Source organism: Streptomyces sp. NPDC040622 (assembly GCF_055593965.1).
The window spans coordinates 328,939-352,193 of the sequence record NZ_JBVIXD010000004.1; the positions used below are offsets into that span (position 1 = coordinate 328,939).

Genomic DNA, 23,255 nt, shown 5'->3' on the forward strand with positions numbered 1-23,255 from the left:
CCCCACGATCGCTCCGCACGCGCATCACGCACGCCTCCTGACGGTCTGCCGCGACACGTTCCGCGCGTCGAGTCCGGACAGTCCGCGCACGGCGACGTACGCCTTCTCGCGACCGGGCAGCGAGACGCGGCCCCGCAGGACCGCCTCGGGCTCCCGCTCGATGCGGTCGAGCAGCCTGCGGTAGATGCCCGCCATGGCCGCGACACACGCGCCGCTGCGCCGGTCGAGCATGGGCAGCAGGCGGTAGCCCTCGGCGAACAGGGCACGCGCGCGGCGCACCTCGAAGTGGACGAGCCCCGCGAAGTCGGACCCGGCGGGCGGCTCGGATCCCGAGAACCCGGCGGAACAGCCGAACTTGGCGAGGTCGTCGGCGGGCAGGTAGGTCCGCCCCTCGTGCGCGTCCTCACGCACGTCCCGCAGGATGTTGGTCAATTGGAGTGCGAGGCCGAGCGTGTCGGCATACTCCGGCGCGCGCTCGGCATGGAGCGCCCCCCGCTCCGTACCGAACACACCGAGCGAGAGCCGCCCGATCGCCCCGGCCACACAGCGGCAGTAGACCTTGAGGTCTTCCCACGTCTCGTACGTCTGGCCGCGTACGTCCATGAGGACGCCGTCGATCAGCTCGTCCAGGCCGTCCATCGGGATGGAGAAGTGCGTCGCGGCGTGCGCGAGGGCGACGGCCACCGGGTCCGTGTCGTCCTCCGCCACGTCGCCCGCGCGGATCCGGTCGAGCAGCACCCGGGTGTCGTCGAGCCGGTCCGTCTTGACGTCCGGCGCGAGCACGCCGTCGCCGATGTCGTCGACGCGCCGCGAGAGCGCGTAGAGCGCGGACATGGCCCGGCGCTTCGGCGTCGGCAGCAGCCTGATGCCGTACGCGAAGTTGCGTGCCTGCTGCCCGGTCACGGCCTCGCAGTAGCTGTACGCGGCGAGCACCTGCGCGGACACGTGCGGATCCGGCTCCACGGTCCGGCTCACCCCTCTCCTCGCAGGACTGCACCCGTCTCGCGCAGCAAGCGGGGCTTGGTGGGTCTGGGTGGCCCCGGCAGTACGTCGTACCGTGCGTCGACGATCGCCCGGACCGCCGCCCTCCCCCCTGCCACGAACCCGGCAAGCAGCAGCTTCAGCCTGCCGTGGACGCTACCCACCAGGGGGGTGCCTTCATTCAGGAGGCAGCGGGCGCGTTCCGCTTCGTAGGCGACCAGTGCGCGCACCGAGGCGCCCGCTGTCGGCCGGGACAGGTCTGACTTGCTCACGTGGAACCGCTTCATGTCCTCGACGGGCAGGTAGATGCGGCCGCGCCGCAGGTCTTCGGAGACGTCCTGGATGTGCTCGACGATCTGCAGCCCGGTGCAGACGGCGTTCGAGAGGCGGATGCGCTCGGGGGTCTCCGTCCCCGTGATGGCCAGGACGAGACGGCCGATCGGGTTGGCGGAGAGCGCGCAGTACGCCACGAGGTCGTCGTAGGTCTCGTAGCGCGTGACGTGCTGGTCCTGACGGTTGGCCTCGATCAGGTCGAGGAAGGGGGCGGCCGTCAGGGTGCCGCGCTCGGCGGCGGGCCGCAGCGCCCGCACGAGGGGGTGGCCCGCCTCCGTGCCGCCGAAGACCTTGCCCAGGTCGGCCTCGACCGCGTCCAGGAGCTTCAGCGGGTCACGGCCGTCGCCGTCGTCGAGGCCGAGGCGGCGGGCGTGGGAGGCCGCCGGGTCGAGGTCGCTGTCACCGATGTCGTCGATGAGGCGCACGACGCCGTAGACGGCCATCAGGTCGTCGCGCCAGGCCCGGGGCAGGAAGAAGGGTGCCACCAGGAAGTTCTCGTCCGCGGCCTTGTCGAGGACGGCGGATGCATCGCGGAGCTGGAGATCGTCCGTAGCCATTGCCGTCACATCTCCCGTTCTACACTGCCGACCCAATACATCCTATTTCGGACACGCCGCCCAGCTCTCTCCGAGGTGGACCGTGCTCCGAGCCGGGGCGCCGCGCGATATCGCCCCACTTGCCGCGAATCAGCACCGGTACAGCTTACGTTGTACAACCCATCCCGCATCGTCGGGGTGTTCGGCGCATCACAACAACACACCGATTGGCGTCAATCTTCCTTGGACGCCGGTGAGTTGAGGGATTCGCGGGACCCCGGGGACACCATGACACGACAGTGCCCCGCCGGATCACTCCCGGCGGGGCACTGCTGCCGAACGAGTGCACGTCCGGTGGCGCAAACGGGCTACTTGCCCGTGAACTTCTCGTACTCCTTGATGACCTCGTCGGTCGGCCCGTCCATCCGCAGCTCGCCGCGCTCCAGCCACAGCACGCGGTCGCAGGTGTCGCGGATCGACTTGTTGTTGTGGCTGACCAGGAAGACCGTGCCGGCCTCCTTGCGGAGCTCCCGGATGCGGGCCTCGGAGCGCTTTTGGAACTTGCGGTCGCCGGTGGCCAGGGCCTCGTCGATCATGAGGACGTCGTGGTCCTTGGCGGCCGCGATGGAGAAGCGCAGCCGGGCGGCCATGCCGGAGGAGTAGGTGCGCATCGGCAGGGTGATGAAGTCGCCCTTCTCGTTGATGCCGGAGAAGTCGACGATCTCCTGGTAGCGCTCCCTGATCTGCTCGCGGGTCATGCCCATCGCGAGCCCACCGAGTATGACGTTGCGCTCACCCGTCAGGTCGTTCATCAGGGCCGCGTTGACGCCGAGGAGCGAGGGCTGGCCGTCGGTGTAGACCTTGCCCTCCTCCGCGGGGAGCAGTCCCGCGATGGCGCGCAGCAGGGTGGACTTGCCCGAGCCGTTCGAGCCGATGAGACCGATGGCCTCGCCGCGGTAGGCGGTGAAACTGACGCCGCGCACGGCGTGCACCTTGCGCACGCCCCGCTCCTCGCCGCGCCGCAGGATGCGACTCAGCGCGGAGGTCGCGCTGCCCTTGCCCGTCCTGGCGCCGTTGACGCGGTAGACGATGTGCAGCTCGTCGGCGATGACGGTGGGGATGTGCCCCTTGCCGGCGTTCAGGTCGATCTGTTCCTCAGCCACGGCCGTACCGCTCCTCAGCCTTCCAGAAGTACACGAAGCCGACCACGCCGATCAGGACGGCCCAGCCCGCGGCGAAGGCCCACACGTGCGGCGGCAGGTACGAGTGGCCGTAGTCGTCGATCATGGCGAAGCGGATCAGGTCCATGTAGATGGAGGCCGGATTCCACTGGAGCACGTCGCCGATCCAGCCGGGCACGTTCTCCTTGTCGGCCAGCATCGCGGGGATGCTGAACATGACGCCCGACGCGTACATCCAGGTCCGCATCACGAACGGCATCAGCTGCGCCAGGTCGGGCGTCTTGCTGCCCAGCCGGGCGAAGATCAGCGCGAGGCCGGTGTTGAAGACGAACTGCAGGAGCAGCGCGGGCAGCACCAGGAGCCAGGACAGGGCCGGGTAGATGCCGAAGCCCACCATGATCAGGACGAGCACGATCATGGAGAAGAGCAGCTGCTGGAGCTGCTGGAGCGCGAACGAGATCGGCAGCGAGGCCCGCGGGAAGTGCAGGGCCCTGACCAGGCCGAGGTTGCCGGAGATCGCCCGCACGCCCGCCATGACCGAGCTCTGCGTGAAGGTGAACACGAAGACACCGGTCACCAGGAACGGCACGTAGATGTCGTGCGGAATGCCCTTCCTTGCGCCCAGCAGCAGGCCGAAGATGAAGAAGTAGACCGCGGCGTTCAGGAGCGGCGTCGCCACCTGCCACAGCTGGCCGAGCTTGGCCTGGCTGTACTGGGCGGTCAGCTTCGCCTGGGAGAAGGCGAGGATGAAGTGGCGCCGTCCCCAGAGCTGGTGGACGTACTCGAAAAGTCCGGGCCGTGCGCCGCTGACGGTCAGACCGTACTTGGCGGCGAGATCGGCCCGGGAGAGCCCGTCATCGGGCGACGGAGTCGACAGGGATGCTGTCACGGCGACCCCGCCGTCATGCGTTGTCTCACTCACGAGTGGAAACTTTCGTCTTCAGATGCGCAGCCGGTCGGGCGTAGGCGTGGGCCAGGGACCGGGGTATGGCCCGAATGCTCTCAGACCCGAGCTTGTCAGATGACAGGAGGTCGGCCCAGTCGGGTCAGCCGCCACACCGTACGCCACTTCATGGGCCTGCGAGGGCCGCAGGGCGTGGTCCAGCCCTCCTTGAAGCCGCCGAACCAGGCCTTCAGGGCCGGTCCCGAAGGGCGCCGGGCGAGGGTGAGGAGCATCCAGACGCCGAGGTAGATGGGGACCAGCGGCGCGGGGAGGTTGCGACGGGCCAGCCAGACGCGGTTGCGGGCCACCATCCGGTGGTAGACCGCGTGCCGGGAGGGGGCCGTCGTCGGGTGGAGCAGGACCATGTCGGATCGGTAGTCGATCATCCAGCCCGCGTTCAGCGCGCGCCAGGCGAGGTCGGTCTCCTCGTGCGCGTAGAAGAACTCGCCGGGCAGGCCGCCGACCTCGGCGAGGACCTTCGTACGGACGGCGTTGGCGCCGCCGAGGAACGTCGTCACGCGTGAGGAGCGCATCGGGTCGGAGGCTCGCAGGCGCGGCACGTGGCGGCGCTGCGTCTCCCCCGTGTCCGGGTCCGCGATGCGGAAGCTGATGATGCCGAGCTCGGGGTCGGCGGCGAAGGCCTCCCGGCACAGCTGCGCCGTGTCCATGGTGGCGAGGAGGCCGTCGTCGTCGAGGAAGAGCAGGATGTCGACGTCGGTGCCGCCGGGGCCGAAGGCCTCGATGCCGACGTTGCGGCCGCCGGGGATGCCGAGGTTCTCGGGCAGCTCGACGGTGCGCACGGTCGACGAGGACTCGGCGACCTCGGGCACGGGGGCGCCGTTGCCGACCACGACCACCTCGACCGGGTCGCCGTCCTGCTTGGCGACCGAGTCGAGGAGGGCGCGCAGCTCCTGCGGCCGGTTGCCCATCGTGATGATGACGGCGCCGACCTTCAGCTTCTGTGCCGGGGTGCTCACTTCAACCTGCTCGATACGAGGATGGACACGAGGTGGAGCAGGGTCTGCAGCAGCGCGATGCCCGCGAGCACGGCGACACCCAGACGCGAGAAGAACAGGTCTCCCCGGATGGAGTCGACGATCGCAAGACCCAGGATCAGCAGGGACGCCTCGACGCCCAGGATCAGCCGGTGGAACTTCAGCGCGGCGGCGGCCTTGCGGGCCAGCGCCATGCCGGAGGAGCGCGGCTCGGACGCCGCTTCCTTGACCGGTTCCTTGCCCGTCTGGTGCCGGGCGACGCCGACGAGGTCCGTCTCGGCCTTGATCAGGATCGCGCCGAGCGCGGCCAGGGTGCCGAGGAACGCCCACAGCCAGTCGATGCGCCCCGAGCCCCACAGGTCGGCGGCCCGCAGACCGAAGCCGACCAGGACCGCGGCGTCGCACAGGTAGGCGGCGACCCGGTCCAGGTAGACACCGGCCATCGAGTACTGCTTCTTCCAGCGGGCGATCTCGCCGTCGACGCAGTCCAGGAGCAGGTAGAGCTGGACCGCGAGCACGCCGAGCACGGCGCCCGTGATCCCCGGCACCAGCAGGGCCGGGGCGGCCAGGGCGCCGGCGACGGTCATCACGTAGGTCAGCTGGTTGGGCGTGACCCGTGTGTTCACCAGGTGCCGGTCGATGCGCAGGGAGACCTCGCGCATGTAGAGCCGGCCGGCCCAGTGTTCGCCGCTCTTCCGGTCCTTCACACCCGGGGGGTGAACGACCGGGCGGAGCTCAGCTACCGATGGTTTTTGCATAGTCGGCGTATGCGTCCCTGATCTGGTCGGCGGACAGGTCGAGGTGTTCGAGGATCGTGTAGCGGCCCGGGCGGGTCTGCGGAGCGAACTCCACGACCTGCACGAACTCGTCCACGGTGAAGCCGATCTCCTCCGGCAGCACGGGCAGGCCGTGGCGGCGCAGGACCTGGGCCATGTACGCCGACTCCTCGCGGGCACCGCGCAGGTGCATCGCGAAGGCCGCGCCCAGGCCGCACTGCTCGCCGTGGCTGGCGGCGCGCTTGGGGAAGAGGAGGTCGAAGGCGTGGTTGATCTCGTGGCAGGCGCCGGACGCCGGGCGGGAGTCGCCCGACACGGACATCGCGATGCCGGTCAGGACCAGTCCCTCGGCCAGGACCTGCAGGAAGGCGTCGTCGCCGACACCGCCGGGGTGGCGGAGCACGGCCTCGCCGGCCTGGCGCGCCATCGCGGCCGCGAGGCCGTCGATGTCCTCGCCGCGCTCGCGGGCGGCGAGCTCCCAGTCCGCGATCGCGGAGATGTTGGACAGGGCGTCGCCGATGCCGGAGCGCACGAACCGTACGGGGGCCTCGCGGATCACATCGAGGTCGATGACGACCGCGATGGGGTTCGGCACACCGTACGAGCCGCGGCCGGCGTCGTTGTCGAGGGTCGCGACCGGCGAGCAGAGGCCGTCGTGCGACAGGTTCGTCGCGACGGCGACCAGCGGCAGGCCGACGCGCGCCGCGGCGAACTTGGCGCAGTCGATGATCTTGCCGCCGCCGAGGCCGACGATCGCGTCGTAGCGGCCCGACTTCTTGATGGCGTCGGCGAGCTTGATGGCGTCGTCGAGCGTGCCGCCACCGACCTCGAACCACTCCGCGCCGCCCAGCGAGGGCATCAGCCGCTCGCGGAGCACCGCACCCGAGCCACCGCTGATGGCGATGGCGAGCTTGCCGGTCGACGAGCAGATCCGCTGGTCGGCGAGGACACCGGCCAGGTCGTCGATCGCCCCCGGCCGGATGTCGACGACGACCGGCGAGGGGATGAGCCTCGTCAGTACTGGCACGCGATCTCCCGGCCCTTGGCGAGGTCGTCGTGGTTGTCGATCTCGACCCACTTGACGTCGCCGATCGGCGCCACGTCGATCTTGAAGCCGCGGTTGACGAGCTCCTGGTAGCCGTCCTCGTAGTAGAGGTCGGGGTCGCGCTCGAAGGTGGTCTTCAGCGCGTCGGCGAGCTCGTCGGCCGCCTCGCCCTCGATGAGGGTGACGCCGATGTACTCACCGGTGGCCGTGGCCGGGTCCATGAGCTTGGTGATCTTCTGGACGCCCTTGGCGGGGTCCACGATGACCTTCATCTCCTCGTCGGCGAGGTTCTTCACCGTGTCGAGGGCGAGGATGATCTTCTTGCCGTCGCCGCGGGCGGCGAGCAGCGTCTTCTCGACGGAGACCGGGTGCACGGTGTCGCCGTTGGCGAGGATCACCGAGTGCTTGATCGAGTCGCGGCCGCACCACAGGGAGTAGGCGTTGTTCCACTCCTCGGCCTTGTCGTTGTCGATCAGGGTCAGCTTGAGGTTGTACTTGGCCTCGAGCGCCGCCTTGCGCTCGTAGACCGCCTCCTTGCGGTACCCGACGATGATCGCGACCTCGGTCAGGCCGATCTCGGCGAAGTTGCCGAGGGTGAGGTCGAGGACGGTGAGGCTGTCCTCGTTGCCCTCGGGGCCGACCGGCACCAGAGCCTTGGGCAGGGTGTCGGTGTAGGGGCGAAGACGCCGTCCGGCGCCGGCCGCCAGCACGAGGCCGATCATGCGGGTTCTCCTTCATCGTGTACGGCGGGTGCGCCATGTTGGCTGGCAGCGACCCAGAAGCGGATGCTCTCGAGGAGCACCACGAGTGCCACGGCCACGGCGAGTGCCGTGAGCGCGACGGTGAAATCGGTGGTGGGCAGCAGGGCTGCGGCCAGCGCGACCACGAGGGTCCTGCCTTCTTGGCCGCCGATCGCCCGTACCAGCCAGCGCGGGGGTGCGCCGGTGCCGCCCTTGATGCGGTACACCGTGTCGTAGTGATGGTAGGCGACCGCGGCCACGAGTCCGAAAGCCGCGGGCAGCGCTCCGTTCACATCGGCTTTGGCCGCCAGTACCAGGACCGTGCCGTACTCGGCGGCGCGGAAGAACGGCGGAACCAGCCAGTCCAGGGGGGCCTTGAGGGGCCGCGAGAGCGCCAGGCCGGACAGTACGACGTAGGCCACGGCCGCGACGACGACCCACGGGCTGCCGTAGGACGTGAAGGCGGCCACCGCGACGAGGGCGGCGGCGCCGAGGAGGGCGAGCACCGGTGCGGGCAGCGGCAGGCCGCGCCGCAGGGCGGCGAAGGCCGAGGCCAGCGGGCCGTTGTCGGCGAGCTCGTCGAGGGCGACGGCGGCACGGTCGGTACGGGTCGCCTTGCGGGTCAGCGAGCGCAGGACGCGTCCCGCCGTGGTGTAGCAGGCGGCGAGCGCGCAGCCGATGATCAGGACGATGAGGGTGATGCGGGGGGTGGTGAGCGCGGTGAGCACCGCGATCATCGCCCAGCGCTCACCGATCGGCAGCACTATCATCCGGCGCACCCAGACCGTCCACCCGACGCTGTCGAGCTTTTCCGAAAGTGCCGCGGTGGGGCTGGTGTTGGCGGTCGCGGCCGTACTGTCGGAGTTCGCCTCGTTGAAGGAGAAGTCCACGACGTGCCGGCAGGTCTGCAGGACCATCGCGCCGAGCGCGAGCGCCCACACGTCGTCGCCGCCACGGGCGGCGCCGAGCGCGAGGCCCGCGTAGTAGGCGTACTCCTTGGCCCGGTCGAACGTCGCGTCGAGCCAGGCGCCCATCGTCGAGTACTGCAGGGAGTAGCGGGCGAGCTGCCCGTCCGTGCAGTCGAGGACGAAGGAGAGGATCAGCAGCAGGCCCGCGGCGACGAAGCCGCCGCGCGTGCCGGTCGCCGCGCAGCCCGCCGCGATCAGGGCGGTGAGCAGCGAGGCGGTGGTGACCTGGTTCGGGGTCAGGCCCCGGCGGGCGCACCAGCGGGCGATGTAGCGCGAGTACGGGGAGATGCAGTACGTGGTGAAGAAGCCGTCCCGCGACTTGACCGCGGTGCGCAGGCGCACCGCCTCGTCGTCGACGGCGGCGACGGCCTGGCGCGCCTCGTTGCGTGCCTGCGGGTCGCTGGGCACGGTGGCGACGAGGGTGCCGAGGTCGGGGCGGTGCACGTCGGTGGCGCCGGACTCCATGGCCGCGGCGATGTCGTCCGGAAGTGCGTCGAGCGTCACCACCGCGCCGGGGGTTCCGGCGGTCGTGCGCAAGGCGCGCGTGAGGTCCTGGCGGGCCTCCGGCTTGGCGGTGACGGCGCCGGGCACCGCGCAGGCGGCGAAGCGGGGGTCGGTCAGGCCCAGGCGCAGCGCGTGGACGTGTCCGACGAAGCGCGCGTCGACGACCGCGACCCGCTGGTCGCCCGGCACGGCGGCGAGCAGCGTCTCGGCGTCCGCCACGTCGGAGGCGACCCGCACGTCGAAGCCCAGGGACCGCAGATCGCCTTCGAGTGGCGACCCGGGGACCGGCTGACCGGTGAGGATGGCGGTCGACAGACGAACTCACTCCTTGAGTACCGGCGCGGCTCGCGCCGGGCACATGCGTAAGGGGAGCGCCCCTGGCCATGGCGGCCGGGCGGCACGTCGGCAGAGGCTATCGGATGATGGGAAGCGGGCGTTCATCACCCGTTCACGCCCCGATAAGGGCGGCCTGCGAGGGCCTCGGCCTTCGCGATCATCATGGTGGATGGGAGGCCGCGCCCACAAACCGCGACCGTTCCGCGCCCGGCTTGCCCGCATAGGGGCCACATACGCCCTCAGGGGGTTCGCTTAGGGTGGGCGCCCATGACATGGCTGATCACAGGCGGAGCGGGATACATCGGGGCACACGTGGCGCGGGTCATGGCCGGCGCCGGGGAGGACGTCGTCGTTCTCGACGACATTTCGTCGGGGGTGCCGCACCGGCTGCCCACCGACATGCCCCTGGTGAAGGGGTCCTCGCTGGACGGGGACCTGCTGCGCCGGGTCTTCGCCGAGCACGGCGTCACCGGCGTGGTGCATCTCGCGGCCCGCAAGCAGGTCGGGGAGTCGGTGGAGCAGCCGCTGCGCTACTACCGGGAGAACCTGGGCGGCCTGACGACCCTGCTGGAAGCGGTCGCCGAGGCCGGTATCGAGCGGTTCGTGTTCTCCTCGTCGGCCGCGGTGTACGGCGATCCGCCGGACGCGGAGTTCGTCGGCGAGGACACGCCCTGCGTGCCGGTCAGCCCTTACGGCGAGACGAAGCTCGCCGGGGAGTGGCTGGTGCGGGCGGCCGGGCGGGCGCACGGCATCGCGACCGTCTGCCTGCGCTACTTCAACGTGGCGGGCGCCGCGGCTCCCGAGCTCGCCGACACCGGCGTCTTCAACGTGATCCCCATGGTCTTCGACCGGCTGCGGCGCGACGAGCCGCCGCGGATCTTCGGCGACACCCACCCGACGCCGGACGGCACCTGCGTGCGTGACTACGTCCACGTGTCCGACCTGGCCGAGGCCCACCTGGCCGCGGCCCGCCGGCTCGCGGGCGGCGCCGAGGGCGATCTGACGGTGAACATCGGGCGGGGCCGCGGTGTCTCCGTACGCGAACTGATCACCGTCATCGGCGAGGTGAGCGGGGACACCCGTCCCGCGCTCGTGGAACCGGCCCGGGCCGGCGACTCGCCGCGGGCGGTGGCGGACGCGCGGCGCGCGGCGCGCGAGCTGGGCTGGACGGCCCGCCTCGGGGTGCGCGAGATGGTCGAGTCGGCGTGGGCGGGATGGTGTCTGCACCACCCGGACGCGCGCCGCGGCTGATCGCTCCGACGCCCTGACCTGCACCCCTCACGTTGTCGGCAATCGTTGCCATTTTCGCAGGTCAGGGCAGTGATAACGATGTTCAGTGCAGCGTTGCACGATACCCCCCACCCGTAGTTCACTGTGGTCCCGCGACCGGCGAACGGCACCACCTATGAGCGATGCGGGAGGCGGCTCCATGGGGGCTGGGCACGATCACGGACACACCCACGCGGTACCGACGACGGGAACGGCGGCCAACGCCTACAAGGGGCGGCTCCGCATCGCCCTGGCCATCACGATCACGGTCATGCTGGCCCAGATCGTGGGCGGCGTCATGGCGGACTCGCTCGCGCTCGTCGCGGACGCGGCACACATGGCCACCGACGCCGTGGGCCTCGGCATGGCCCTGCTCGCGATCCACTTCGCGAACCGGCCGCCCACCGAGAACCGCACGTTCGGCTACGCCCGCGCGGAGATACTCGCCGCGCTCGCCAACTGTCTGCTGCTGCTCGGTGTGGGCGGCTACGTGCTGTACGAGGCGGTCGAGCGGTTCATCACGCCGGCGCAGACCGAGGGCGGCCTGACCGTCTACTTCGGCGTCTTCGGCCTCGTCGCGAACATGATCTCGCTCTCCCTGCTGATCCGCGGCCAGCAGGACAGCCTCAACGTGCGCGGCGCCTTCCTGGAGGTCGTCGCGGACACCCTGGGCTCGGTGACGGTCATCGTCTCGGCGACCGTGATCATGCTCACCGGCTGGCAGGCCGCCGACCCGATCGCCTCGCTGGTCATCGGCTTCATGATCGTCCCGCGTACGGTCAAGCTCCTCAAGGAGACCTTGAACGTCCTCCTGGAGTCGGCCCCCAAGGGCGTCGACATGGCGGAGGTGCGGGCCCACATGCTCGACCTGCCGGGCGTCGAGGACGTCCACGACCTGCACGCCTGGACGATCACCTCGGGCCTGCCCGTGCTCTCCGCCCACGTCGTGGTGAGTACGGGCACCCTCGACTCGATCGGGCACGAGAAGGTGCTGCACGAACTGCAGGGCTGCCTGGGCGACCACTTCGACGTCGAGCACTGCACCTTCCAGCTGGAGCCGAGCGGCCACGCCGAGCACGAGCCCAGGCTCTGCCACTGACGCTTGCGGCGACCGGCACTCGGGTCACCATCGGTGCTATCGTGGCCAGAGTTCTTGAGTACCTAGGAGGTGGGTTGATGACTGTCGCGGCCGACGCTGCTCTGCGCGGCGACACGTGCATCCCCACTTCCCGGGCTCGCGTCTGACGTTCCTCACGCGTACGTCCGCGGGTCCCTCACTCAAGGGTTTCCCACGTTGAACGACCACACCGACATCACCCGTGCCTTCTTCGCCCTGCACCACGGGCTTCCCCGGCAGGGTCCCGGCTCCGACGACACCACCCGGCAGCTGTTCTCCCTCGCGGGCGCGCTGCCCGACCGGCCGCGCGTGCTCGATCTGGGCTGCGGCCCCGGCCGTGCGGCACTGCTGCTCGCCGCCGAGCACGGCGCCGAGGTGACCGCCGTCGATCTGCACGAGCCCTTCCTCGACGAGCTCCGCGCCGCCTCAGAGGCACGCGGACTCGCCGACTCCATCACCACCCTCAAGGCCGACATGGCCGAACTCTCCTTCCCCGACGGTTCCTTCGACCTCGTCTGGGCCGAGAGCTCGGCCTACAGCATCGGCTTCGACACCGCGCTGCGTGCCTGGCGCCGGCTGCTCGCCCCCGGCGGGACGCTCGTCCTCACCGAGTGCGAGTGGACCACCGCCGAGCCGTCCGCGGCGGCCCGCGCCTTCTGGGAGCGGCACTACGCGCTGCGCACCGGCGAGGAGAACCTCCGGGCCGGGACCGCCGCCGGGTACTCCGTGCTCGGCGTGCATCCGCAGCCGGAGTCCGACTGGGACGAGTACTACGGTCCGCTGGCCGCGCGTGCGGACGCGGCGGACCCGGGTGCTCCCGGCATGCGTGAGGCGCTCGCCGCCACCCGCGAGGAGATCGCGACGCGGCGCGAGCACGGCACGGAGTACGGCTACACGGGCTACGTCCTGCGCCCTGCCCGGTCCTGGCCCACCCGCCCGGAGACCGCGTCGGACGTCGCCGCCGTGCGCGCCGTCAACGCCGCGGCCTTCGAGACCGGGGCGGAGGCCGACCTGGTCGACGCGCTGCGCTCGGACGCCGGCGCCTGGCTGCCGGGGCTCTCGTACGTCGCCGAGGCGCCCGACGGCTCGGTGGCGGCGCACGCGCTGCTCACCCGCTGCCGGGTGGACGGGGCGCCCGCGCTGGCGCTCGCCCCCGTCGCCGTACGGCCCGAGCACCAGCGCACGGGCGCCGGTTCGGCCGTCGTGCGCGCACTGCTGGACGCGGCACGCGCGCGTGGGGAGCGACTCGTCCTCGTCCTCGGGCATCCCTCGTACTATCCGCGGTTCGGTTTCAAGCCCGCTTCCGGGTACGGAATCCGGCCAGGATTCGAGGTTCCCGACGAGGCGATGATGGCGCTCGTCCTGAACGGCCCGGACGGTTCCGAAGGATTGCCGCAGGGCACGATCCACTATCCGGCCGCCTTCGGCGTCTGACGCTCCACCGGGCGCTCGTTCAAAAGCGCGAGCCGCGTGTCCCGCCGTGCCTCGACGCGGCGGGACATGCGGGTCCTCGGAGTGCCTTGGCTGTCGGGAACGTACGGCAGACTTGGGGCTCGAAGACCGAAGCGAAGGATGGGTATGCCGATCACACCTGCCACCGCGGCGAACAGCTCGTCGAACGGCACCGGAGAAGAGATCCTGCTCGAACTCGTCGACGAGGACGGCAGGACGATCGGCACGGCGGAGAAGCTCGCCGCGCACCAGGCGCCCGGGCAGTTGCACCGGGCGTTCTCCGTCTTCCTCTTCGACGAGCAGGGGCGGCTGCTGCTCCAGCAGCGCGCCCTCGGCAAGTACCACTCCCCCGGCGTCTGGTCCAACACCTGCTGCGGCCACCCCTACCCGGGCGAGGCGCCGTTCGCGGCGGCCGCCCGGCGCACCTTCGAGGAGCTGGGGGTCTCGCCGTCGCTGCTCGCCGAGGCGGGCACGGTGCGCTACAACCACCCGGACCCGGAATCGGGGCTCGTGGAGCAGGAGTTCAACCACCTGTTCGTGGGAATGGTGCAGTCCCCGCTGGCCCCGGACCCCGCGGAGATCGGCGGGACCGCGTACGTGAGCGCCGCGGAGCTGGCCGAGCGGCACGAGAAGGACCCGTTCTCCGCCTGGTTCATGACCGTGCTCGATGCGGCGCGACCCGCCGTCAGGGAGCTGACGGGGCCCTCCGCGGGCTGGTAGCCGCCCGCGGGAGCCGCGCGCCGACGGGCTTCAGACGCCGTTGGCCTTCAGAGGCAGGGCCGCCCAGATGACCTTGCCCCCGCTCGCGGTGTGCTCGACGTCGCAGGCACCGCCCGCCTCCTGGGTGATCTCGCGGACCAGGAGGAGTCCCCTGCCGCCCGTCTGCCCGTGGTCCGCCTCCAGGGCCGTCGGACGGTAGGGGTGGTTGTCCTCGACGGACACCCGCACCCACTCGGCGCCGACCGCGACCTCCACCGCGAGCATCGGCGAGAGCAGGGCCGCGTGCCGCACCGCGTTGGTGACCAGCTCGGAGACGATCAGCAGCAGGCCCTGCACGAGGTCGTCCGACGCCGGTACGCCCTGCCGGGCCAGCAGGTCCCGCACCGCGTGCCGCGCCTGGGGCACCGAGGCGTCGACGGCGGGTGCGGTGAAGCGCCACACGCCCTCGTACGGCACGGGTCTGTCACCGCCGGGAAGTGGGCCGGGCCCTCTCCCGCCGTTCTCCATCGTCCGGTCGCCGCCCTCGCGCTCGATTGTCGCCACACATCGAGTGTTGGGAACGCGCTGGTCCGTACCGCGCCACTGACCAGAAGTCAGCGACTATCGACGGGATTTGACCGCCGACGCATGACCCCGTCAGTTGGACGACTGATCCTGCTCCCGTTGTTCTGTCTTCACGCGCTCTTCAGGTTGCACGAGGCTCACGATGCGGCGTCCGCCGATGCCCGTGGCGATCAGGCCGAGGCCGTCGAAGAGCAGGGCCAGGGAGAAGAAGCACCCGATGACGTACTGGCTGCTGCTCGGCCACCCGGCGAGCACCAGGATGCCGATCAGCAGGCCGAAGATGCCCTGCAAAAGCGTCAGGGCGAACTGCGGGCCGCGCACCACCAGACTGCCGACCAGGCGGAACACTCCGCCCGTGAGGAAGAGCAGGGCCGCGAACATGGTCAGCGCCTCCGCCGCCACGTCGGGCCGGCGGATGATCACGACGCCCGCCGCGAGGTTCAGCGCGGCGACCACCACGCCCAGCCAGAAGAAGCTGGTGCCCCTCGACTGGACGGCGTGCAGCAGCCCGACGACGCCGCCGACCAGCAGGAGCCAGCCGAACAGGAGCATCGAGGTCAGGGTGGCGACGCCGGTGTAGACGAGCCCGACGAGGCCGGCCACGGCGAGGATCACGCCGAGCAGCGCGAGCCAGCCGAAGCTGCGGCTCAGTCGGGCGCCCTGGGCACCGGCGCTGCCGGGCTCGGTGGGCTTGGCGGTTCCAGCGTCCTTGCGTCCGGCCATGAGCTTCTCCGTCTCGCTCGGCAGACCTTCTGCGCCCTATGCTCCTTGTGCGCCTTTCGTTCCGCCCCTTCTTGATCGTACGTTCGAGTAGTGCGGATAGCATCCGGCGCATGGAGCCCCAGCTGCGGCACACCGTCACGGACGGCGTGGCCACCGTCCTCATCGACCACCCCGCCAAGCGCAACGCCATGACGTCGGACATGTGGCGCCAGGTGCCGCCGCTGTGCGCGGCGCTCGCCGACGACCCCGCCGTGCGCGCCGTCGTGCTCACCGGCGCGGGCGACACCTTCTGCGCGGGCGCCGACATCTCCACCCTGCGCGGGTCTCCGGGCGCGGCGCAGGACCTCGCGGTGCGGGCCGAGGAGGCCCTGGCCGCCTTCTCCAAGCCGACGCTCGCGATGGTGCGCGGATTCTGTGTGGGCGGCGGGGCCCAGCTGGCCGGGGCGTGCGACCTGCGGTTCGCGCAGGAGGGCGCCTCGTTCGGCGTCACACCGGCCAAGCTGGGGATCGTCTACCCGGCCTCCTCCACCCGGCGCCTGGTCTCCCTGGTGGGGCCCGCCACCGCCAAGTACCTGCTCTTCTCCGGGGAGCTGATCGACGCGGCGCGAGCGCTGCGCACCGGCCTGGTGGACGAGGTGCTGCCCGGCGACGACCTGGACAAGCGGGTCGCGGAGTTCACCCGGGTCCTCGCCTCGCGCTCGCAGCTGACGCAGGCGGCGGCGAAGGAGTTCGCTGCCGGGCGCACGGACCGGGACGCGTACTGGACGGAGCAGGCGCGCGGCAGCGGCGACACCGCGGAGGGTGTCGCCGCCTTCCTGGAGCGCAGGCAGCCCCGCTTCACCTGGGCCGCGTCGGCCGACTGAGCGGGCGGGGCGCGCCGGCTCCGCCCGCGGAGCCCGCCGTCTACTGCTCGAAGCGGCTCTTGCCGCGGAACTTCGCGACGATGTGCGCGGGCGCCTTCTCCGGGGACCCGGCGTCGTAGGGCGGCTGCGGGTCGTACTCGGTCAGCAGCTGGACGGTCTGCGCGTGCTCGTCGCCCGCGATCTTCCCCGCCAGGGTGAGGCCCATGTCGATGCCCGCGGAGACTCCGGCCCCCGTGACGTACTTGCCGTCAAACACCACCCGCTCCCCCGTCGACCGCACGCCGAGCCGGTCCAGCTCCGCCAGGGCCAGCCAGTGCGAGGTGGCGCGGCGGCCCGTGAGGAGACCGGCGGCGGCCAGGGCGAGCGAGCCCGTGCACACCGACGTCGTCCAGGTGGTCGTGGCGTCGACCGTGCGGAGCCAGCCGAGGAGCGCCTCGTTCTCCATCTGGTCGCTCTGCCCGGGGCCGCCGGGCACCACCACGATGTCGGGGCTCGGCACCTCGGCGAAGGACTTGTCCGCGACGAGCGCGAGGCTGCCGTTGTCGTCGCGCACGGGGCCCGCCTGCTCGGCCACGAAGACGGTCTCGGCGCCGGGGAGGCCGCTCAGCGTCTGGTACGGGCCGATGGCGTCCAGGACGGTGAAGCGTTCGTACAGGGCGATGGCGATCTGCATGGTGTCCCTATCGGTGTGAGTTCGGGTGTGGGTGTGGGTGCGTGGTGGGTGGGCCGACGGGTGCGGCCGGACGGAAGCGGCGGCGGTACTCGGCCGGTGCCGCGCCCAGTGCCTTGACGAAGGCGCGGCGCATGGCCTCCGGCGTGCCGTAGCCGCAGGCGCGTGACACTTCCTCGACCCCGTCGCCGGTGTCCTCGAGAAGGCGGCGGGCGTGTTCGACCCGGACGCGCTCGACGTACTTGCCCGGTGTCAGCCCCGTGTCCGCCTGGAAGGCACGGGCGAAGTGGCGGGGCGAGAGGCTGGCGCGGGCGGCGAGCGCCTCGACCGAGAGATCGTCGGCCGGGTGCTCGGTGATCCACCGCTGGACCTCGCGCAGTGGCTCGCGCCGAGCGGTCTGCGCGGCGAGCTGGACGCTGAACTGCGCCTGGTTGCCCGGGCGCCGCAGGAAGACCACGAGGTGGCGGGCGACCGTGAGCGCCACCTCGCGGCCCAGGTCCTCCTCCACGAGCGCGAGGGCGAGGTCGATGCCCGCGGTGACCCCGGCGGACGTGGCGACGTGGCCGTCCCGCACGTAGATGGGGTCCGGATCGACCTCGACGCCCGGGTGGTCCCTGGCGAGCCGGTCGCAGTACGCCCAGTGCGTCGTCACCCGGCGCCCCTCCAGCAGGCCCGCCTCCGCGAGGCGGATCGCACCGGTGCAGACCGACACCAGGCGCTCGGCGCGCGGGGCGTGCTCGCGCAGCCAGTCGGTCAGCTCCACGTCCCGCGCGCGGGTGCCGTGGCCGCCCGGGACCAGCAACGTGTGCGGCGCCGGAGCGTCCGCCAGCGCGAAGTCCGGCACCAGGGTGAGGCCGCTGGACGTGCGGACGGGTCCGCCGTCCAGGGATGCGGTGCGGACGACGTAGCCGCCCCCGGGGTCGCCGAGGCAGTGTCCTGCGCCCGTGAAGACCTCCACGGGGCCCGTGACGTCGAGGCTCTGGACGTCGTCGAAGAGGACGACCAGGACGGTTCGCTGCTCCATGTCCCGATTCTTGGCCCGGCGCGCGACGTCCGCAATGACGAGTACCCCACCTTTCCTGCCATGGGGCACGGCCTCCCCGCCAACGACATACCAACCAGTAGGTACCGTGCTCCCATGACCTCTTCGACGACCTCCCCCACGACCACCGCGCTGCCCCCGCGCGCCGGACGCCGCTGTCACAACGTGCTCAACTCCCTGCACTCGACGCACTACTTCTCGCCGGACTCCGCGCACGAGCTGGCCCCTTTCGGGATCACCCACCCCACCGCGGTCAATTTCGCCCTGCGCGCGTCGGCGATGGGCGCCGTCGGCCCCGGCACCGTGACCGCCGCCTTCTACAACTACAAGTACGAGCTCGTCGCCGCCCACGTGCCGGACGTGTGGCAGCGCGCCGTCCCCACGCAGGTGCGCGGAGCGCGCATGCGAGCGGTCGATACGACGCTGCGCCGGCTCCTCGGCGAGGACCTCATCGCCTCGCCGGAGATGTCCGAGGCCGCCGCACTCGCCCTGCGCGCCGCCGAGGCCTGCACCCGCGGTGCCCGCCCCCTGTACGCGGCACACGCCGACCTGCCCGTCCCCGAGGAGCCGCACCTCGCCTACTGGCACGCGGCGACGCTGCTGCGCGAGCACCGCGGCGACGGCCATCTGAGCGTGCTGCTCGGCGCCGAACTCGACGGCATCGAAGCCCTGGTGAGCCACACCGCGACCGGCAAGGGCATGACGCCGAAGTGGAACTTCAGGACCCGGGGCTGGAACCAGGAGGAGTGGGACGCCGCCGTCGAGCGGCTGCGCGGACGCGGACTCCTCGACGGCGAGCGCGAGTTGACGGAGGCCGGTGTGGCGCTGCGCCGGGACATCGAGGCGGAGACGGACCGTCTCGACCGGGCGCCCTACGAGCACCTGGGCGCGGCGGGCGTCGAACGCCTGACGGAGCTCGGCACCCTGATCGTCACAGCGGCGCTGGAAGCCGGGGCGTTCCCCGCGGACCTGCTCGGCAAGCGCTGAGCCCGTTCCGGCAACCCGATCCTGCATGGCTTCGGCGAGTTGAGGTACCCGGTCGTCTCCTGGCCGCCACTCCGGCCGCGCCGGGAGACGAAAAGGGGAGGAACCATGTTCCGTGCCATAGCCGATGTGCTGCGCCAGATCGCGGGAGCCATCGCCACCGTCGTCACCCTGCCGTTCAGGGCCGTGGCCAGGCTGTTCGGCGGAGCCTCCCGTTCCGGCGGGCGAGGGGGACGCTCGGGCCGGACCCGCCGGGTCTGATCCCGTCCTGTCGGCGCCACCTGCCACAATTGCCCGGCAACCTCAGCGAGAAGGCGGTACCGGAACGTGGCAGCTTTGAAGACGTCCACCCCAGCATCCATCGAAGGCAGGATCGCCGAGGAGCTCGGCGTACGGGAGCGGCAGGTGAAGGCCGCCGTCGACCTGCTCGACGGCGGGTCCACGGTGCCCTTCATCGCGCGCTACCGCAAGGAAGCGACCGAGATGCTCGACGACGCGCAGCTGCGCACGCTCGAGGAGCGGCTGCGCTACCTGCGCGAGCTGGAGGACCGGCGCGCCGCGATCCTCGACTCGGTCCGTGAACAGGGCAAGCTCACCGAGGAGCTGGAGGCGCGGATCCGCGAGGCGGACACCAAGGCCCGGCTGGAGGACATCTACCTGCCCTTCAAGCCCAAGCGGCGCACGAAGGCGCAGATCGCCCGCGAGGCGGGCCTTGAGCCGCTGGCCGACGGGCTGCTCGGCGACCCGACCGTGGAGCCGCACTCCGCCGCGGCCGCGTTCGTGGACGCCGACAAGGGCGTCGCGGACCCGCAGGCAGCCCTGGACGGTGCCCGGGCAATCCTCGCCGAGCGGTTCTCGGAGGACGCCGACCTGATCGGCGAGCTCCGCGAGCGCATGTGGGTGCGCGGTCGCCTCGCCGCGAAGGTGCGGGAAGGCAAGGAGGAGGCGGGCGCGAAGTTCGCCGACTACTTCGACTTCGCCGAGCCCTTCACCGACCTGCCGTCGCACCGCGTCCTCGCCATGCTGCGCGGCGAGAAGGAGGACGTCCTCGATCTCGTCCTCGAGCCGGAGGAGGCCACGGAGGGCCCTTCCTCCTACGAAGGGATCGTCGCCCACCGCTTCGACGTCGCCGACCGCGGCCGGCCTGCCGACAAGTGGCTGCAGGACACCGTGCGCTGGTCCTGGCGGACCCGCATCCTCGTGCACCTCGGCATCGACCTGCGGCTGCGCCTGCGGACCGCCGCCGAGGACGAGGCGGTGCGCGTCTTCGCGTCGAACCTGCGCGACCTGCTGCTCGCGGCCCCCGCGGGCACCCGCGCGACGCTGGGCCTGGACCCCGGATTCCGTACGGGCGTGAAGGTCGCCGTCGTCGACGCGACCGGCAAGGTCGTCGCGACCGACACGATCCACCCGCACGTCCCCGCCAACAAGTGGGACCAGTCCCTCGCGACGCTGGCGAAGCTCGCCCAGGAGCACGCCGTCGACCTGATCGCCATCGGGAACGGCACGGCGTCGCGCGAGACCGACAAGCTCGCCACCGACCTCATCACCCGGCACCCCGAGTTGAAGCTGACCAAGGTGATGGTCTCCGAGGCGGGCGCGTCCGTGTACTCGGCCTCGGCCTTCGCCTCCCAGGAGCTGCCCGACCTCGACGTGTCGATCCGCGGCGCGGTCTCCATCGCGCGACGGCTGCAGGACCCGCTCGCCGAGCTCGTGAAGATCGACCCGAAGTCGATCGGCGTCGGCCAGTACCAGCACGACCTCTCCGAGATGAAGCTGTCCCGCTCCCTCGACGCCGTCGTCGAGGACTGTGTGAACGGCGTCGGCGTGGACGTGAACACGGCGTCCGCGCCGCTCCTCGCCCGCGTCTCCGGCATCGGCGCGGGCCTCGCGGAGAACATCGTGGCGCACCGCGACGCGAACGGCCCGTTCAAGAGCCGCAAGGGCCTCAAGGACGTGGCGCGGCTCGGCCCGAAGGCGTACGAGCAATGCGCGGGCTTCCTCCGCATCCGCGGCGGCGACGATCCGCTGGACTCCTCCAGCGTGCACCCCGAGGCGTACCCCGTGGTGCGCAAGATGGTGAAGTCCTCGGGTGCCGAGGTCGGTTCGCTGATGGGTGACACGGCGACGCTACGCTCGCTCAGGCCGGACGACTTCGTGGACGAGGTCTTCGGCCTGCCCACGGTCACCGACATCCTGAAGGAGCTGGAGAAGCCCGGCCGCGACCCGCGCCCCGCCTTCAAGACGGCGACCTTCAAGGACGGCGTGGAGAAGATCTCCGACCTGGCCGGCGGGATGGTGCTCGAGGGCGTCGTCACGAACGTGGCCGCGTTCGGGGCCTTCGTGGACGTGGGCGTTCACCAGGACGGTCTGGTGCACGTGTCCGCCATGTCGAAGACCTTCGTCAAGGACCCCCGGGACGTCGTCAAGCCCGGCGACATCGTCAAGGTGAAGGTCATGGACGTCGACATCCCGCGCAAGCGGATCTCGCTGACGCTGCGTCTGGACGACGAGGCGGCGGCGCCCGGCGAGAACCAGCCCAAGCGGGGCGGGCGGCCGCCTCAGCAGCGGCAGCAGGGCCAGGGCGGCCCGGCGCAGGGACAGCAGGGTCAGCGCGGTGGTCAGGGGCAGCGCGGGGGCCGTGGCGGTCAGGGCCAGGGCCAGCGGGGCGGCGGCCAGCGGCCGCAGCGCCAGGGGCCGCCGCCCGCCAACGACGCGATGGCCGAGGCGTTGCGGCGGGCCGGGCTCGTGGACCCCAAGCGGCGCTGAGTCCGCGGGTGCTGCGGATGTCCGCGGGGAGTCGCGGGCGTCCGTGGGAGCTGAGGCCGTGAAGGTGCGGGGCCGCCGTCAGAGCGGCGGTTCCGTCACCTTGCCCTCCGCCACCTCCAGGCGGCGCGTCACCCGGACGGCGTCGAGCATCCGCCGGTCGTGGGTGACCAGCAGCAGCGTGCCCTCGTAGGCATCCAGGGCCGACTCCAGCTGCTCGATCGCGGGCAGGTCGAGGTGGTTCGTCGGCTCGTCCAGGACCAGCAGGTTCACCCCGCGCCCCTGGAGCAGGGCCAGGCCCGCGCGAGTGCGCTCGCCGGGCGAGAGCGTGGCCGCCGAGCGCAGCACGTGGTCCGCCTTCAGGCCGAACTTCGCCAGCAGCGTGCGGACTTCGGCCGGCTCGGTGTCCGGTACGGCCGCGCAGAACGCGTCCAGCAAGGACTCCTCGCCGTGGAACAGCGCGCGGGCCTGGTCGACCTCGCCGACCAAGACGCCCGAGCCGAGCGCCGCGTTCCCCGCGTCCAGCGGGATGCGCTCCAGGAGGGCGGCCAGCAGCGTCGACTTGCCCGAGCCGTTCGCGCCCGTGATGGCCACGCGGTCCGCCCAGCCGATCTCCAGCGTGACCGGACCCAGCGTGAACGCGCCCCGGTGCACCTCGGCCTCGCGCAGGTTCGCGACGACCGTGCCGGAGCGCGGGGCCGCCGCGATCTCCATGCGCAGCTCCCACTCCTTGCGGGGTTCGTCGACGACGTCGAGGCGCTCCAGCATGCGCTGCGTCTGGCGGGCCTTGGCCGCCTGCTTCTCGCTGGCCTCACTGCGGAACTTCCGGCCGAGCTTGTCGTTGTCGCTCGCCTTGCGGCGGGCGTTCTTCACGCCCTTGTCCATCCAGGAGCGCTGCATCTGGGCGCGGCCCTGGAGCGCGGCCTTCTTGTCCGCGTACTCCTCGTACTCGTCGCGGGCGTGCCGTCGCGCCGTCTCCCGCTCCTCCAGGTACGCGTCGTAGCCACCGCCGAACAGGTTGATCTCCTGCTGGGCCAGGTCGAGTTCGAGGACCTTGGTGACGGTACGGGTGAGGAACTCGCGGTCGTGGCTGACCACGACCGTGCCGGCGCGCAGTCCCCGTACGAAGTCCTCCAGGCGCTCGAGGCCCGCGAGGTCGAGGTCGTTGGTCGGCTCGTCCAGGAGGAACACGTCGTAGCGGGAGAGCAGGAGGGAGGCGAGGCCCGCGCGTGCGGCCTGGCCGCCCGAGAGCGACGTCATCTCCTGGTCCAGGCTCACGGCGAGGCCGAGGGAGTCGGCCACGTCGTCGGCGCGCTCGTCCAGGTCCGCGCCGCCGAGGGCCAGCCAGCGCTCCAGGCTGGTGGCGTAGGCGTCGTCCGCACCCGGGGCGCCGTCCACGAGGGCCTGCGTGGCGTCGTCCATGACGCGCTGGGCCTCGGCCACGCCGGTGCGGCGGGCCAGGAAGCCGCGGATGGTCTCGCCCGGGCGGCGGTCCGGTTCCTGCGGGAGATGTCCCACGGAGGCGGTGGGCGGCGAGAGCCTCAGCTCTCCGCCCTCGGGCGTGTCCAGGCCCGCGAGCAGCCTGAGCAGGGTGGACTTGCCCGCTCCGTTGGCCCCGACGAGGCCGATGACGTCGCCTGGGGCGACGACCAGGTCCAGTCCGGAGAAGAGGGTGCGGTCGCCGTGGCCGGCGGCGAGATCTTTAGCGACGAGGGTTGCGGTCATCAGGGGGTGATTGTAAGTGAGC

The 23,255-nt window shown here is 71.5% G+C and carries 22 protein-coding genes; 8 read left to right on the forward strand and 14 right to left on the reverse strand.

What is annotated here, in order from left to right:
- Positions 1–24: 24 nt before the first annotated feature.
- The 9 genes from hpnD to ACZ592_RS13200 all read right to left on the reverse strand — a co-directional run bounded on the left by hpnD (position 25) and on the right by ACZ592_RS13200 (position 9,317).
- Positions 25–975 (reverse strand): presqualene diphosphate synthase HpnD, encoded by a 951-nt coding sequence (hpnD, locus tag ACZ592_RS13160; RefSeq protein ID WP_471581611.1) that lies wholly within the window; start codon positions 973–975, stop codon positions 25–27.
- Positions 972–1,871 (reverse strand): squalene synthase HpnC, encoded by a 900-nt coding sequence (hpnC, locus tag ACZ592_RS13165; protein WP_471581612.1) that lies wholly within the window; start codon positions 1,869–1,871, stop codon positions 972–974. The genes hpnD and hpnC overlap by 4 nt, the downstream gene beginning before the upstream one ends.
- A 347-nt stretch (positions 1,872–2,218) precedes the next feature.
- Positions 2,219–3,013, reverse strand: coding sequence for an ABC transporter ATP-binding protein (locus tag ACZ592_RS13170; protein WP_471581613.1), 795 nt, complete (start codon positions 3,011–3,013; stop codon positions 2,219–2,221).
- A complete protein-coding gene (locus ACZ592_RS13175) occupies positions 3,006–3,953 on the reverse strand; it encodes an ABC transporter permease (RefSeq protein ID WP_471581614.1) in 948 nt (315 codons plus the stop codon). The genes ACZ592_RS13170 and ACZ592_RS13175 overlap by 8 nt, the downstream gene beginning before the upstream one ends.
- A 95-nt stretch (positions 3,954–4,048) precedes the next feature.
- Positions 4,049–4,930, reverse strand: a complete 882-nt coding sequence (locus tag ACZ592_RS13180; protein ID WP_471581920.1) for a glycosyltransferase family 2 protein — start codon at positions 4,928–4,930, stop codon at positions 4,049–4,051.
- Positions 4,931–4,947: 17 nt separating this feature from the next.
- On the reverse strand, positions 4,948–5,727 hold the full coding sequence (locus ACZ592_RS13185) for a CDP-alcohol phosphatidyltransferase family protein (RefSeq protein ID WP_471581615.1): 780 nt from the start codon (positions 5,725–5,727) through the stop codon (positions 4,948–4,950).
- Entirely contained in the window at positions 5,705–6,772 is a 1,068-nt protein-coding gene (locus ACZ592_RS13190) for an iron-containing alcohol dehydrogenase family protein (RefSeq protein WP_471581616.1), read from the reverse strand. The genes ACZ592_RS13185 and ACZ592_RS13190 overlap by 23 nt, the downstream gene beginning before the upstream one ends.
- Positions 6,760–7,512, reverse strand: coding sequence for a phosphocholine cytidylyltransferase family protein (locus ACZ592_RS13195; RefSeq protein ID WP_361169900.1), 753 nt, complete (start codon positions 7,510–7,512; stop codon positions 6,760–6,762). Before ACZ592_RS13195 ends, ACZ592_RS13190 begins: the two co-directional genes overlap by 13 nt.
- Positions 7,509–9,317 (reverse strand): DUF5941 domain-containing protein, encoded by a 1,809-nt coding sequence (locus ACZ592_RS13200; RefSeq protein ID WP_471581921.1) that lies wholly within the window; start codon positions 9,315–9,317, stop codon positions 7,509–7,511. The genes ACZ592_RS13195 and ACZ592_RS13200 overlap by 4 nt, the downstream gene beginning before the upstream one ends.
- A 288-nt stretch (positions 9,318–9,605) precedes the next feature.
- Between ACZ592_RS13200 and galE the strand changes: the two genes are divergently transcribed.
- The 4 genes from galE to idi all read left to right on the forward strand — a co-directional run bounded on the left by galE (position 9,606) and on the right by idi (position 13,896).
- Positions 9,606–10,589: a UDP-glucose 4-epimerase GalE gene (gene galE, locus ACZ592_RS13205; protein ID WP_471581617.1), complete on the forward strand. Its 984-nt coding sequence runs from the start codon at positions 9,606–9,608 to the stop codon at positions 10,587–10,589.
- 178 nt (positions 10,590–10,767) lie between these two features.
- On the forward strand, positions 10,768–11,706 hold the full coding sequence (locus tag ACZ592_RS13210; protein WP_471581618.1) for a cation diffusion facilitator family transporter: 939 nt from the start codon (positions 10,768–10,770) through the stop codon (positions 11,704–11,706).
- 195 nt (positions 11,707–11,901) lie between these two features.
- Positions 11,902–13,158 (forward strand): GNAT family N-acetyltransferase, encoded by a 1,257-nt coding sequence (locus ACZ592_RS13215; protein WP_471581619.1) that lies wholly within the window; start codon positions 11,902–11,904, stop codon positions 13,156–13,158.
- A 144-nt stretch (positions 13,159–13,302) separates the two neighbouring features.
- On the forward strand, positions 13,303–13,896 hold the full coding sequence (gene idi / locus ACZ592_RS13220; protein ID WP_471581620.1) for an isopentenyl-diphosphate Delta-isomerase: 594 nt from the start codon (positions 13,303–13,305) through the stop codon (positions 13,894–13,896).
- 30 nt (positions 13,897–13,926) lie between these two features.
- Here the strand turns inward: idi and ACZ592_RS13225 are convergent, their stop codons facing one another.
- Together ACZ592_RS13225 and ACZ592_RS13230 are read right to left on the reverse strand one after the other, a co-directional pair.
- Complete coding sequence (locus tag ACZ592_RS13225; RefSeq protein ID WP_471581922.1) at positions 13,927–14,403, reverse strand: ATP-binding protein; 477 nt, start codon at positions 14,401–14,403, stop codon at positions 13,927–13,929.
- Positions 14,404–14,532: 129 nt separating this feature from the next.
- Complete coding sequence (locus ACZ592_RS13230) at positions 14,533–15,183, reverse strand: HdeD family acid-resistance protein (RefSeq protein WP_471581621.1); 651 nt, start codon at positions 15,181–15,183, stop codon at positions 14,533–14,535.
- A gap of 110 nt (positions 15,184–15,293) precedes the next feature.
- On the opposite strand from ACZ592_RS13230, the gene ACZ592_RS13235 reads away from it, so the two are divergent.
- Positions 15,294–16,046, forward strand: coding sequence for an enoyl-CoA hydratase/isomerase family protein (locus ACZ592_RS13235; RefSeq protein WP_471581622.1), 753 nt, complete (start codon positions 15,294–15,296; stop codon positions 16,044–16,046).
- A gap of 40 nt (positions 16,047–16,086) precedes the next feature.
- Here the strand turns inward: ACZ592_RS13235 and ACZ592_RS13240 are convergent, their stop codons facing one another.
- Entirely contained in the window at positions 16,087–16,719 is a 633-nt protein-coding gene (locus ACZ592_RS13240) for a DJ-1/PfpI family protein (RefSeq protein ID WP_471581623.1), read from the reverse strand.
- A 7-nt stretch (positions 16,720–16,726) separates the two neighbouring features.
- The gene (locus ACZ592_RS13245; RefSeq protein WP_471581624.1) at positions 16,727–17,740 is read right to left on the reverse strand and encodes a GlxA family transcriptional regulator; all 1,014 of its coding nucleotides are present in this window, start codon (positions 17,738–17,740) and stop codon (positions 16,727–16,729) included.
- A 114-nt stretch (positions 17,741–17,854) separates the two neighbouring features.
- Between ACZ592_RS13245 and ACZ592_RS13250 the strand changes: the two genes are divergently transcribed.
- The 3 genes from ACZ592_RS13250 to ACZ592_RS13260 all read left to right on the forward strand — a co-directional run bounded on the left by ACZ592_RS13250 (position 17,855) and on the right by ACZ592_RS13260 (position 21,511).
- A complete protein-coding gene (locus ACZ592_RS13250; RefSeq protein WP_471581625.1) occupies positions 17,855–18,745 on the forward strand; it encodes an SCO6745 family protein in 891 nt (296 codons plus the stop codon).
- Positions 18,746–18,850: 105 nt separating this feature from the next.
- Complete coding sequence (locus tag ACZ592_RS13255; RefSeq protein ID WP_471581626.1) at positions 18,851–19,003, forward strand: LPFR motif small protein; 153 nt, start codon at positions 18,851–18,853, stop codon at positions 19,001–19,003.
- 66 nt (positions 19,004–19,069) lie between these two features.
- On the forward strand, positions 19,070–21,511 hold the full coding sequence (locus ACZ592_RS13260) for a Tex family protein (RefSeq protein WP_471581627.1): 2,442 nt from the start codon (positions 19,070–19,072) through the stop codon (positions 21,509–21,511).
- A gap of 78 nt (positions 21,512–21,589) precedes the next feature.
- Here the strand turns inward: ACZ592_RS13260 and ACZ592_RS13265 are convergent, their stop codons facing one another.
- Complete coding sequence (locus ACZ592_RS13265; RefSeq protein ID WP_471581628.1) at positions 21,590–23,233, reverse strand: ABC-F family ATP-binding cassette domain-containing protein; 1,644 nt, start codon at positions 23,231–23,233, stop codon at positions 21,590–21,592.
- Positions 23,234–23,255 lie beyond the last annotated feature (22 nt).

Excerpts from the sequence above, each read along its gene's own strand:
- galE (WP_471581617.1), top strand. The coding sequence starts at position 9,606 with ATGACATGGCTGATCACAGGCGGAGCGGGATACATCGGGGCACACGTG.
- ACZ592_RS13255 (WP_471581626.1), top strand. The coding sequence starts at position 18,851 with ATGTTCCGTGCCATAGCCGATGTGCTGCGCCAGATCGCGGGAGCCATC.
- ACZ592_RS13185 (WP_471581615.1), bottom strand. The coding sequence starts at position 5,727 with ATGCAAAAACCATCGGTAGCTGAGCTCCGCCCGGTCGTTCACCCCCCG.
- ACZ592_RS13265 (WP_471581628.1), bottom strand. The coding sequence starts at position 23,233 with ATGACCGCAACCCTCGTCGCTAAAGATCTCGCCGCCGGCCACGGCGAC.
- ACZ592_RS13225 (WP_471581922.1), bottom strand. The coding sequence starts at position 14,403 with ATGGAGAACGGCGGGAGAGGGCCCGGCCCACTTCCCGGCGGTGACAGA.
- hpnC (WP_471581612.1), bottom strand. The coding sequence starts at position 1,871 with ATGGCTACGGACGATCTCCAGCTCCGCGATGCATCCGCCGTCCTCGAC.
- ACZ592_RS13235 (WP_471581622.1), top strand. The coding sequence starts at position 15,294 with ATGGAGCCCCAGCTGCGGCACACCGTCACGGACGGCGTGGCCACCGTC.
- ACZ592_RS13245 (WP_471581624.1), bottom strand. The coding sequence starts at position 17,740 with ATGGAGCAGCGAACCGTCCTGGTCGTCCTCTTCGACGACGTCCAGAGC.
- ACZ592_RS13240 (WP_471581623.1), bottom strand. The coding sequence starts at position 16,719 with ATGCAGATCGCCATCGCCCTGTACGAACGCTTCACCGTCCTGGACGCC.
- ACZ592_RS13250 (WP_471581625.1), top strand. The coding sequence starts at position 17,855 with ATGACCTCTTCGACGACCTCCCCCACGACCACCGCGCTGCCCCCGCGC.
- ACZ592_RS13195 (WP_361169900.1), bottom strand. The coding sequence starts at position 7,512 with ATGATCGGCCTCGTGCTGGCGGCCGGCGCCGGACGGCGTCTTCGCCCC.
- idi (WP_471581620.1), top strand. The coding sequence starts at position 13,303 with ATGCCGATCACACCTGCCACCGCGGCGAACAGCTCGTCGAACGGCACC.
- ACZ592_RS13210 (WP_471581618.1), top strand. The coding sequence starts at position 10,768 with ATGGGGGCTGGGCACGATCACGGACACACCCACGCGGTACCGACGACG.
- ACZ592_RS13230 (WP_471581621.1), bottom strand. The coding sequence starts at position 15,183 with ATGGCCGGACGCAAGGACGCTGGAACCGCCAAGCCCACCGAGCCCGGC.